Below are 12,126 nucleotides of genomic sequence, written 5' to 3'. Positions count from 1 at the left end.
AGTTGCATATAAAAAGTTGATCTCGATCACTTTAACTTAGGAGTATAAATCGCCTATATTTAATATTAAATGGAACGGAGATCACACTATGGAAAGTGTCATTCACAATAATTCTCCAGTAGAAATCAGTTGTCGTGAACTTGCGACAATCACAGGTTTGTCTATTGAAGAGCTGTCAGAGCTTGATTATATCCAGCATACAAACGCTGATCCGGCAGGAGTTAATAATGAGCAACTTTATTTCTTCTCCCGGGAGAACAATCCAATCATATTAAATAAAATCAAAGGATTGGATAGGTTCTACTGTTTAAGGGTTCGCCGGAAGCATTGAGCCTTATTATTAAAAGAATTTACCTTTGCTTCTGAGGACTGTAGGGGTTTTCAGGGGAGATTAGGGGAAAGGTAACCATCTGCGCTAATTTATAATCCACATTGAGTTGTCTATTTGCTTAAGTTAACCACTTTGACCAATTGCAAAGTGGTTTTTTCTTGTCTGTATTGCGGTTAATCCTCAATGGACTTCTGCAAAAAGATCTTATCAACTCCTTTGGTTGGGAAACCGCTGTACTTGCCTACTTGCCGGAATCCCAGTTTCAGATAAAAGCCGGCCGCCTGAAATGAGTAGGTATCCAGATAGATATCCGTTGCGCCTAACGCAGCCGCTTCCCGTTCTGCTTTGGCAAAGACTTGTGATCCCAAACCTTCACCACGACAGCTTTCATCCAGCCAGAAATACTGAATATAAAAGGTGTTGGAGAAAATCTCACCGGTTAGGCCGCCGGCAAGCTCACCTTTACTGTTTTTCACAAAGCAGGCCACCTTAGTAATCTCTCTGTCAGGAAAGTGTGGCGAATTAAAGTTTAACAGCCCCTGATAGATGGCATCACACTGCTCTTTTGCCGGTTCAACAACAAATTCTATCATCATCTCAGGCTCCTTATATGAGTATTGGCGCAGTAAGATAGCAGTGCTGAAAAAAAATATCAGCTAAAAGTTATCGCAGTAGACAACCTTATTTTAAAGGGCTTGGGGCTGGATTTTAATGCTTGATAGGCCTTGTCTATTGATAAAATTGAAATAACCCATTTAGTAAAATCAAGAAATTAGGCAACAATTACATTATGTCTTTTATAAAAACTCATCTTTACTTTAAGTACTGAGAGTTCATGTGGTAACAAGGAGAAGGTCAATGGATGCATTAAAAGTGAAAGACTTTATGGATCAACGTGCAGTAAAGTTCACACCGGAAATGTCGCTGACTGCAGCACTGGATAAGGTAATTAGCTCTGGTCATATGGGCGGACCTGTTGTTAATGAAGATGATGAGGTGATAGGTTTTATTTCCGAGCAGGATCTGCTGGAGAAACTTGTGAAAGTCAGTTACCACTGTCAGGACACTCATATAGTGAGTGACTGTATGTACAAAGAGGTACTTTCCGTCACACCGGAGACAGGAATTATTGAACTGGCCTCTATGATGAAAGTAGGTAAGCCGAAAGTTTACCCTGTGGTATCAAACAATAAGCTGGTGGGGATTATTTCAAGGGGAGATGTATTAAAGGCTATCGGCCAGTCGCTGGATGATTGCTTTAAACGACCTGTTTAGTGTTGATATTATGGTCATTGATCCCCATAACTTATGTTAATAAGTAATTTAGTAAATAAGGAAAAAGACGCGTCAGGCGTCTTTTTTCATACTGACCAAACCGGACACAGATATGACAGATCAAACGGCAAAATTTGTACAGGGCTCAACCATGAGGCATATACTGGTAATGTCCGGAACCGGCTCCATCGGTTTGATGGCACTGTTTCTGGTTGACCTGCTGGATATGATGTTTATCAGTATGCTTGGTCAGGTTGAACTGGCTGCCGCAGTCGGATTTGCCGGAACCCTTATCTTTTTTGCCACCTCTGTTTGCATTGGCTTAGCTATCTCTATGGGGGCTTTAGTTTCCCGTGCTATCGGTGCTAAACAGCGTGATAAAGCGCGGCAGATTGCTGCAAGTACTCTGACGGTGGCGTTCCTGATTAGCCTGATCATCAGTGCGGTTATGTTCGCCTATATTCCTGAACTATTGGCGGCGATAGGAGCGCAAGGCTACGCGGCTGAAAGAGCCGAAGCTTACCTGTCAATATTACTACCAAGTAGTCCGGTGATAGCTCTGGCCATGGTGGCAGGTTCAGGTCTGAGGGCGGCAGGTGACGCTAAACGCTCTATGTGGGCAACCCTCTCCGGCGGTATTGTCAATGCCATTCTTGATCCCCTGTTTATTTTTGGCTTTGACTGGAATGTAGAAGGGGCGGCACTGGCATCCGTGGTGGCCCGTTTTACGGTACTTTTCTTCTCTCTCTATCCGCTTATCAAAGTACATAACCTTGTCGCAATGCCAAGAATCGGGGATATCAAACTGCATGTTTCTGCCATTCTGGCCATTGCAGTTCCGGCGATAATCACCAATACAGCGACGCCGATAGGAAACGCCATTGTTACTACCAATATTGCTCAGTTTGGTGAAAATTATGTGGCGGGTTTTGCGGTAATCGGCCGTCTGATGCCGGTGGCCTTTGCGGTTATTTTTGCCCTTTCCGGTGCGGTGGGGCCGATAATCGGTCAGAATTTTGGAGCTGAAAGATATGACAGGGTGAAAGAGACGCTAAACAACTCCCTGCTGTTTGTTACCGTTTACTGTCTGGCGGTATCACTTATTCTGTTTTTAATTCAGGATCTGATTATTGCCGGTTTCAGCCTGAGCGGAGATGCGGCGGTTATCGTTGCAGCCTTCTGTAGCTATGTTGCAATAAGTTTTGTGTTTAACGGAGCCTTGTTTGTTGCCAACGCTTCCTTTAATAATCTTGGTAAACCTTTTTACTCGACCAGCCTTAACCTTGGCAAAGCAACATTAGGTACTCTGCCTTTTGTCTACTTTGGTGCTCAGTGGTTTGGTGCACTCGGGGTTATTTATGGTCAGGCTCTTGGTAGTGTTCTGTTTGGTGTGCTGGGTATTATTGTGCTGCGTAAACATATTGCCGATCTGGTTCAGCATATTGATGTAGAGATAGAAGAAGAGGACCCGGCCACTACCAGCGTGACGATGACCCCCTTCTGTTCCTCTGAGTGTGTCTCTGCTGAGGAGATTCCGGTGAAGCCGAAAGAAGTGACCTAGTTCAAATTTTCTGATTTAGGTCATATTTAGTCGCATTATATTCATAACATGTATGAAATTTGATCTGTGACCAAAAATTGATGCAGTTATATACAACATAATGGACATAGTCCCGTCGGCCTTGTGCCGACGTAATTTTTTGATTTTAAGTTGGAAATTAGTTGTATTATGCGTCAGTACATGAAGTATCTCATTCCTCTGATCATCCCCTTGATCATTCTCGCACTTCCCTTATCTGCATTCCCTTTTGAAGGTATCACTGTTGTTCAGCAGCGGGTTATCGCCATATTTTTACTTGCAGCATTGTGTTGGGTTTTCGAGCCGATTCCTATTTACGCTACTTCAGTAGTCATTATTGTTCTGGAACTGCTGATGCTGTCCGATAAGGGCTTTATACTGTTCAAACTTGGCGCCGGAGAGGCTGAGTTTGGCCAGTTACTGAAATACAAAGATATTATGGCTACCTTTGCCAGCCCGATTATTATGCTGTTTCTGGGGGGCTTTTTTCTGGCCATGGCAGCAACGAAATACCGGCTGGATGTCAACCTTGCCAGAGTATTACTGAAGCCGTTTGGTAAAGACCCGAAATTTGTCATGCTGGGCCTGATGCTGATTACCGGCATTTTCTCCATGTTTATGTCTAATACCGCGACAACAGCAATGATGCTCTCTATCCTGACCCCGGTTATCGCAGTTTTTAATGCAAAAGACCCAGGCAGAATCGCTTTTGCTCTCTGTATTCCTGTCGCCGCCAACATTGGTGGTATAGGTACCCCGATTGGCACGCCGCCTAACGCGATTGCGTTAAAGTATCTGGTTGGTGACAACCTGATTACTTTTGGCGAGTGGATGGCGTTTGGCGTTCCTTTTGTGGTGATTATGATGGCACTGGCATGGTTCCTGATTAATTTCCTTTATGGTGCAGAGCAGAAGAGTATAGAACTGAATATCAAAGGCAAGTTCCTGAAAACCCCTAAAGCGATTACGGTATATATCACCTTTGGTCTGACGATACTGCTTTGGCTGATGGGCTCCCGTCATGGTATGAACTCCTATACCGTTGCCCTGATCCCGGTAGCGATTTTCTCTATTACCGGCATTATTAATAAAGAAGATCTGAAGAAGATTTCATGGGATGTCCTCTGGCTGGTTTCCGGTGGTATTGCCCTCGGCCTTGCGCTGGATAAAACCGGGCTGGCCAGGCTGATGGTACATAGCATTCCGTTTGATGCTTTCTCACCATATGTGGTTCTGTTTGGTGCCGCTTTCCTCTGCCTGACCATGGCGAACTTTATGTCCCATACGGCAACAGCAAACTTGTTAATGCCGATTATGGCTGCACTGGGAGCGTCAATGACGTCACTGGCACCTCTTGGCGGTGAAATGACGCTGATTCTGGTGGTCACTTTCGCTGCATCCCTTGGCATGTCTCTGCCTATTAGTACTCCGCCTAACGCCCTTGCTCATGCAACAGGCAATGTAGAGAGCAGCCAGATGGCCAGAGTCGGGGTAGTAATGGGTGTGGTTGGCGTTTTGGGAAGCTTTGTGCTTGTATGGATACTAAATGTAGTCGGATTTATTGGTTAAAGGATGGAACAACAGAAATTAGCCCGCCTGATAGAGTGCTACTTTAGTCAGGCCGAGCGGCGAATAAAGCTGCCGGCCGGCGAACAGGTATTGCAGCAGGACGCTCATAATGAGCGGCTCTATTATGTCTGGCAAGGAGAGCTTGAGGGCTATGTTCAGGACTTGGAGACAGAAAGAGACACCAAGGTTTTCACTGCAGGTGAAGGGGCTTTTATCGGTGTACACAGTTTTTTCTCCGAAACATTGATTGCCTCATCAACCGTAGTAGCGAAAACCGAGGTTGAACTGGCATGGATTGACTTACAAACCCAGCCGGTAGACCCGTTGCAACACGGGCCGCTGGCGGCGCAGTTTACTCCCATTATTGTTGGCGAGTTATCGCGCCGGCAGAAGCGGGCGATGAAAGAAGCCGTTGCCAAAGAGAAGGCGCTGGAAAAGCTGCATAGTGCTGAGCAGATGACCACCTTAGGCCAGCTTGCTGCGGGTATTGCCCACGAGTTGAATAATGCCGTTGGGGTCCTTAACAGCAAAACCGAGCGTATGCAGTTGCTGGTTCTCTCTTTACTTAATGAACTGCACCCTGAAGCGAACGGTTTTCTCAAGCAGGGACTGGAGCAGGGGCAGGTAGCCAGCTCAAGAGAGATACGCCAACGGGCGAAAGAGCTGGAAAAAGAGTTCGGTTTACCAAGGGAGACAGCGAAAGCGCTGGCAAGGGCAGTGCCTGACGGTGAGCTCTCTTCGGAGTGGTTGGACAAACCTGATGACGCTGTCCGCTACTGGCAGATAGGCCGGGATTTACATGATCTCCGGCTGGCAGCAAGGCACTCCGTCGGTATTGTTAAATCCGTTAAACAACTGGGACGAAATGATATCGATACAGATGAGTGGCTGGATATTAATCAGTCGATTAATAAGGCGATCTCATTGTTGCAAAGTGATTTAAGAAGAGTTTCAGTGCACTTAAGTCCGGCTGAGCTGCCACAACTGAAAGCCTCTTCTACAGAACTGGCTCAGGTTTGGGTGAACCTGATTAAAAACGCATGTGACGCAATGGATAAAACTGCGGATCCGGAAATAGAGATAGCGACCCGTTATAGCAACAAGCGGATTCTAATCACTATCAGCAATAACGGACCGGAAATAGACGAGCCGACACGAAGAAAAATTTTCCAGCCCAATTTCACTACCAAAAAAGGTGGCTTGTCATTTGGCTTAGGGCTTGGCTTATCAATAGTTAAAAGAATTATTAGTGGTTATGGCGGTACCGTTGCCGTTAAGAGCAGCAGCGACAAAACCATTTTCAGAATTAAATTACCTGTCGAGGAATAGTATGGAGAAGTTAAATCTGATCTGTGTTGACGATCAGCGAGAAGTATTGAGTGCGGTTTTACAAGACCTTGAGCGCCTGAGTAACTGGCTGAATATTGAAGATTGTGAGTCAGCGGACGAAGCATTGGAGCTGATGGACGACTTTGATGCTGACGGAGAGTTTGTTGCCGTGGTGATTTCTGACCATGTTATGCCGGGAAAAACCGGTGTAGAGTTGCTGACGGAAATATCTAAGGATGACCGTTTTAGTCAGACCAAAAAGATACTTCTGACCGGGCAGGCAACGCATCAGGATACTATTACCGCTATTAATCTGGCGCGGGTGGAGAGCTACTTTGAAAAGCCGTGGAACGCTGATGTCTTGTGCGAAAGAGTGAGAACACTGGTGACAGAGTATATCTTTGATAAAGGCCTGGATTACACTGATTACCAGAATGAACTGGATCAATCGGTAGTTTTACAAAGATTAAGATAACCCGAGCTGAGGCTAAGATAAAAAGCTTGACCTTGGAGTAGACTCCAAGGTTTATCCTTATATTGATCACACAATTTAAGGATACGTTATGTGTACAAAACATGATGCCTGCTTATCGAAAAACAGCACGGCTAAAATATCAGGAACCAGTTGCAGCGCTCCGGGCATTTCCGCTATTAAGAGCATGGGAACCGAAAGCAGTAGTTCTTGCTGTAGTAGTAAGGCTGAAACCAGCTGTTGTTCCTCCGGAGGGGCAACTGATGATGAGAGTGAGTCCTCAGGGTTAGAAGCCCTTTACACTCACAGCTGGCAGGTGGTGGGGATGGACTGCCCCTCATGTGCCAAAAAAGTAGAGACCGCCGTTAGCCGCATTAAAGGCGTGCAACAGGTGAAAGTACTGTTTGCCACTGAAAAGCTGGTGGTTCAGACTCAGCTTGACTCTCTGGCCGGTGATATTGAATCAGCGGTAAATGAAGCGGGTTTCTCACTGTCATCAGGCAAGCCAGCCAAATCAGAGCCACAAGATTTTAGCCTGACAGGGATCCTTAAACAGAACATTCAGGTTGTCGCCTTGTCTGCCGCGATGGCGATCTCATTTATACTCAGAGATTCATTTCCTGAGTTGAGCCGCTGGGCGTTTATTGCTATCTGCCTTATAGGCCTGTTTCCTATCGCCAGCAAAGCCATTCAACTTGCCCGTAGCGGTTCTCCCTTCTCTATCGAAACCTTAATGAGCGTTGCTGCTCTTGGTGCCTTGTACCTAGGGGAAACTATCGAAGCGGCTATGGTGTTGCTGTTGTTTCTGCTGGGTGAAAAACTGGAAGCATTTGCCGCGTCCAGAGCCCGCAGTGGCGTACAGTCTCTGATGGCGCTTGTGCCGGAAGAAGCGGTGAAAATTATCGATGGCCAGCGGGTTACAGTGGCTGCTGAGTCATTGCAGCCGGATGATGTTATTGAAGTTGCACCGGGAGCCCGTCTGCCAGCCGACGGACGGTTGCAATCAGCTGCCAGTTTTGATGAAAGTGCATTGACTGGTGAATCAGTACCCGTTGAACACCTTGAAGGTGAGCAAGTTATGGCGGGTTCGGTCGTCGTCGACAGAGTAGTGAGAATAACCGTGACTTCTCAGCAAGGTGAAAATGCCATTGACCGTATTTTGCACCTGATTGAAGAAGCAGAGTCTCATAAAGCACCTATTGAACGCTTTCTTGACCGCTTCAGCCGCTGGTATACCCCCCTAATGATGGTACTGGCCGTGTTGGTTATTATTACGCCACCGCTACTATTTGCCCAGCCGTGGGAGACATGGGTATATCGCGGACTGGCGCTACTGTTGATTGCCTGCCCTTGTGCTCTGGTGATTTCTACTCCTGCGGCTATTACTTCAGGTCTGGCTGTTGCAGCTAAACGTGGTGCGCTTATTAAAGGCGGAGCTGCACTGGAATCTTTAGGTAATATCGAGGTTGTTGCATTCGATAAAACCGGCACCCTGACACAGGGTAAACCAAGAGTCACAGATGTGTTGCCTCTGGGAGAGATTACTCAGCAGCAGTTAATTCAGCTCGCCGCGGCTATCGAGGTCGGCTCTTCGCATCCTCTTGCCGTTTCGCTTGTTAAGCACGCAAAACAACAGGGTATCAGTCTGCCTGAAGCAGAACAGAAGCAAGCTTTGGCAGGCGTTGGTGTAAGTGGAGTAATTGCCGGAGAGCAGTACCAGATTCTCTCTCCTTCCAAGGCAGATATTCAGGTTGATCAAAGCGCTCTTAACTTAGTTGAGGCTCTTGAGTCTGAGGGAAAAACCCTTGTTTATCTTGTCAGAGAGAGTGATGTGATCGGTGTTATCGGTTGGCAGGATACGTTAAGAGAAGATGCGAAACAGGCTGTTGCTGATTTACATGCTATCGGGGTAAGAACCGTTATGCTGACCGGTGATCACCCACGTAGTGCACAGGGTATTTCTAATCAGATAGGGGTTGAGTTTGAGGCCGGGTTACTACCGGAAGATAAAGTACGCTATGTGAGGGAGTACTCAGAGAATAGCCAGCTGGCCATGGTCGGAGATGGTATCAATGATGCGCCGGCAATGAAAGCGGCCTCTGTTGGTATTGCCATGGGAGGCGGTACCGATGTGGCGCTGGAAACGGCGGAAGCAGCATTAACACATAATCGTCTGACTGAACTGGCGGCAATGATTCAGCTTTCTCAGGCCACACTAAAAAACATTCGCCAGAATATTACTCTGGCACTGGGGTTGAAAGGGGTATTTCTGGTCACCAGTTTGTTTGGTATTACCGGTTTGTGGGTGGCAGTTCTGGCCGATAGCGGAGCAACGGTATTAGTAACACTTAATGCCCTGAGGTTGCTTAAATATGGCAACAAAGCCAGTCGCTCCGGTTCTGATACTCAGTCTGTATCAGAGCAACCAGTTAAACAACAATAACAGATAAGGCAAAATTAGCAGCTTGTGGCGGTGTTTTCGCCACAAGCTGCTATTGTTTTTTGGTCAATCAATGGCTAAAAACAGATAAAAGTGTGATGCAAACCGGTTTTTTATGTAATCGTGAAATGTTGGTCATTCATTCGTGTGATCATAATCACTCTATGTTGGCCTTTTGTCGGCTAAAGTTGACCATTATCCGTAATTAATTAAAGGCTAATTGAAAGGTTAGTCAATTTAAGGAGCCACCTATGTCTCAACCAGTTTTTCACCTAGGTATTACTGAAGCCGATCTTAAAGGCGCAACGGTAGCAATCATTCCTGGCGACCCGGATCGTGTGCCAAAAATTGCAAACGAAATGGAAAACCCTGTTCAACTGGCAAGCCATCGTGAGTACAACGTATATCTTGCAGAGCTAGACGGCAAATCTATCGTTGTTTGTTCAACTGGTATTGGTGGCCCGTCTACATCTATCGCAGTAGAAGAGCTGGCTCAGTGTGGTGTTAAAACCTTCCTGCGTGTTGGTACTACTGGTGCAATTCAGGAGAATGTGAACGTAGGTGACATGATTGTTACTACTGGTTCTGTTCGTCTTGATGGTGCGAGCCTGCACTTTGCTCCTATGGAGTTCCCTGCCGTTGCTGATTTCCAAGTAGCGACTGCTATGAAAGAAGCTGTTGAAGAAGTTGGTGCACCAGTTCATATGGGTGTTACAGCATCTAGTGACACTTTCTACCCGGGTCAGGAGCGTTATGACACTTTCTCTGGCCGCGTTGTTAAGCGTTTCCAGGGCTCTATGCAAGAGTGGCAGGACATGGGTGTTCTTAACTTCGAAATGGAATCTGCAACTCTGCTGACCATGTGTGCAAGTTCTGGTCTGAAAGCGGGTTGTGTTGCTGGTGTTATTATCAACCGTACTCAGAAAGAGATCCCGGACCATGCGACTCTGAAAGAGACAGAAGCTCGTTCAATCAAGGTTGTAATTGAAGCTGCGCGCAAAATGATCTAATTGCTTAGCAATTAAATACTATTTGAAAGGGCTGAACGTGAAAACGTTCGGCCCTTTTTGATGTTTCTATTTAAGCAGTAAGCTTTTTAGTAAAGTTTGTTGTATTTTCAACAATAACTAACAGTACCCATATCATCAGCAATGATATTGTTTTCTATTCTTGCATTAAAGATAACTTATTAATAAAAAATAACTTTTCCAATTTTTCCTCTTCTGAATACTAAAAGTACTGTTTTACACACTTTAAAATCATAAAATTCATTTATGCTTTCTGATTAGTGATAAGCTTCATATAAAATTATTTGTAAAAGATATACCATCGCCGTCTAGATAAAGTGACACAAATGGACATTTGTTGGTAATTTATGAAAAACATAGCTTTTAAAACCAAGGTATTATTGCTGGTTATTGCAATTATCTCTGTATCGGTACTTACCTCCTATCTGAGCGTGAACTATCACATTAGCAATTACATCTCAAAGGCTGATACCAGCAATATCCGCTCGCAGCTTATTCTGGTAAAGAATCAGCTCATCAGCGATCTGGATAATAATATCAGGCTTGCTAAGAGCTCTAACTTCAGCATTATGGAGATCAACAGCACTCTTGAGGCCACAGGGTTCGCCGATATTGTCAAAATTTCATATAACCTGATATTTGACAGAAATGGTGCCGTTGAAGATGAAGCGCGGAGTCAACGCTATCTCTCTATGTTGCAAGGGGCAAACGGAGAGGTGTTGATTAATGATATCTCTTACCGTGACGGTACCCCCTTGATCAGTATTGTGGTGCCAAGAGGTGGTGAGAGTGGTGATATTTTCTATGTAGATCTGAGTGGCATTCAGAAGATGCTTGAATCCTCTTCAGTGGAGGGCAGCTTTATTGAGTTATATGACTCTCAGGGCAATATGCTGTTTAACAATAAGCAGGATGGCGACCTGATTCCGGTTCCGGACAGTTTTGAGATAGGTGATAAAACGTGGAGTCTCAACGGCTATATCGATAAGCAGCATATTCAAAACAACACCGCTAGCCTGAATAACGCCATTACTATCGCTTTGCTGATTGCCGCGGCGGTGATTGTTCCCGTCAGTATCTTTCTGATAAATATGGCCTTTAAGCCCATTGTGTCACTTCGTGAAGTGATTACGGATTTAGCCAACGGCAGTGGAGACTTAACTCACAGACTTAAGGTTGAAAGCAAAGATGATCTGGGAAAAATCGCCGATGGTATCAACCGTTTTATAGAGACATTGCAAGGTATGATGAAAGAGGTGTCTGGATCCAGCAATAATATCAGCAATGAAATTGCACTGCTGGAAGAGCAGGCTGCATCCAACCAGACTTTGCTCAAGTCTCATAGCTGTGAAATGGAACTTGCCGTAACCTCGATTAATGAAATGAGTTCTACCGCAGAATCTGTCGCCCAGAGTGCCGCGACCGCAGCAAAACAGACAGAAGCGACAAACCGTGAAGCTGAGCAGTCGAAACAGATTGTTCAGCAGGCCGTGGACAATGTATCTGCCCTGATAGAGGAAGTAGGCCATACCTCAGAGACCATCAGTGAAATGAATGAAAACACCGAGCAGATTGCGGAAGTTCTGAATGTGATTGGTGAAATTGCCGAACAGACCAACTTGCTGGCCCTTAATGCTGCCATTGAAGCAGCCCGGGCGGGAGAGCAGGGCAGAGGGTTTGCCGTTGTTGCCGATGAAGTGCGGGCACTGGCAGGAAGAACCCGGCAGAGCACCAGTGAAATAGGTGAGATGCTGACGAAACTCAGGTCCGGTTCAGAGGCAGTAGTAAATAGTATGGAATCGACCAAGTTAAGTTGTGAACAGACGGCAGAAACTACTTCTCAGGTAATGACTTCCCTTGATTTAATGACTGAGTCCGTGGTTGAGATAAACGATTTGACGGCGCAAATCGCAACTTCTGCAGAAGAGCAGAGCTCGGTAACTGAAGAGATTAACCGTAACATGAATGCTATTCAGCAGATGATTTATACCCTGAACTCCAACGGTAATGAAACGGCAAACAGTACCCACCAGCTTACGGATACGAATGGCCAGTTGGTGAATATTGTCGGCAGGTTCAGAGTGGAATAACCCCTTAAGGAAA

General features: G+C 45.7%; 10 protein-coding genes. 9 read left to right on the top strand and 1 reads right to left on the bottom strand.

What is annotated here, in order from left to right; genetic code table 11:
* Positions 1 to 88: 88 nt before the first annotated feature.
* A complete protein-coding gene (locus PK654_RS09725; RefSeq protein WP_271695583.1) occupies positions 89 to 331 on the top strand; it encodes a hypothetical protein in 243 nt (80 codons plus the stop codon).
* A gap of 173 nt (positions 332 to 504) precedes the next feature.
* On the opposite strand, the gene PK654_RS09720 is transcribed toward PK654_RS09725, so the two are convergent.
* Positions 505 to 927, bottom strand: coding sequence for a GNAT family N-acetyltransferase (locus PK654_RS09720; RefSeq protein ID WP_271695582.1), 423 nt, complete (start codon positions 925 to 927; stop codon positions 505 to 507).
* A 262-nt stretch (positions 928 to 1,189) separates the two neighbouring features.
* Between PK654_RS09720 and PK654_RS09715 the strand changes: the two genes are divergently transcribed.
* The 8 genes from PK654_RS09715 (at position 1,190) to PK654_RS09680 (ending at position 12,113) form a co-directional block, all read left to right on the top strand.
* Positions 1,190 to 1,606 carry a CBS domain-containing protein gene (locus PK654_RS09715; protein WP_271695581.1) on the top strand — a complete coding sequence of 139 codons (417 nt, stop codon included), beginning with the start codon at positions 1,190 to 1,192 and terminating at the stop codon, positions 1,604 to 1,606.
* 112 nt (positions 1,607 to 1,718) lie between these two features.
* Positions 1,719 to 3,167, top strand: a complete 1,449-nt coding sequence (locus tag PK654_RS09710; RefSeq protein ID WP_271695579.1) for an MATE family efflux transporter — start codon at positions 1,719 to 1,721, stop codon at positions 3,165 to 3,167.
* 168 nt (positions 3,168 to 3,335) lie between these two features.
* The gene (locus tag PK654_RS09705) at positions 3,336 to 4,754 is read left to right on the top strand and encodes an SLC13 family permease (protein WP_271695578.1); all 1,419 of its coding nucleotides are present in this window, start codon (positions 3,336 to 3,338) and stop codon (positions 4,752 to 4,754) included.
* 3 nt (positions 4,755 to 4,757) lie between these two features.
* Entirely contained in the window at positions 4,758 to 6,083 is a 1,326-nt protein-coding gene (locus PK654_RS09700; RefSeq protein ID WP_271695577.1) for a sensor histidine kinase, read from the top strand.
* 1 nt (position 6,084) lies between these two features.
* The gene (locus PK654_RS09695; RefSeq protein ID WP_271695575.1) at positions 6,085 to 6,558 is read left to right on the top strand and encodes a response regulator; all 474 of its coding nucleotides are present in this window, start codon (positions 6,085 to 6,087) and stop codon (positions 6,556 to 6,558) included.
* Between the two features lie 88 nt (positions 6,559 to 6,646).
* Positions 6,647 to 8,998 carry a zinc/cadmium/mercury/lead-transporting ATPase gene (locus PK654_RS09690; protein WP_271695574.1) on the top strand — a complete coding sequence of 784 codons (2,352 nt, stop codon included), beginning with the start codon at positions 6,647 to 6,649 and terminating at the stop codon, positions 8,996 to 8,998.
* Positions 8,999 to 9,246: 248 nt separating this feature from the next.
* On the top strand, positions 9,247 to 10,005 hold the full coding sequence (udp, locus tag PK654_RS09685; protein ID WP_271695573.1) for a uridine phosphorylase: 759 nt from the start codon (positions 9,247 to 9,249) through the stop codon (positions 10,003 to 10,005).
* A gap of 365 nt (positions 10,006 to 10,370) precedes the next feature.
* Positions 10,371 to 12,113: a methyl-accepting chemotaxis protein gene (locus tag PK654_RS09680; RefSeq protein ID WP_271695572.1), complete on the top strand. Its 1,743-nt coding sequence runs from the start codon at positions 10,371 to 10,373 to the stop codon at positions 12,111 to 12,113.
* The last annotated feature ends 13 nt before the right edge of the window (positions 12,114 to 12,126 follow it).

The sequence above is a fragment of the Vibrio sp. SCSIO 43137 genome (genome assembly GCF_028201475.1).
In the GTDB taxonomy this organism is placed as follows: domain Bacteria; phylum Pseudomonadota; class Gammaproteobacteria; order Enterobacterales; family Vibrionaceae; genus Vibrio.
The sequence above is the reverse complement of the archived record's forward strand: the minus strand, read 5'-3'. Positions and strand labels throughout refer to the sequence as shown.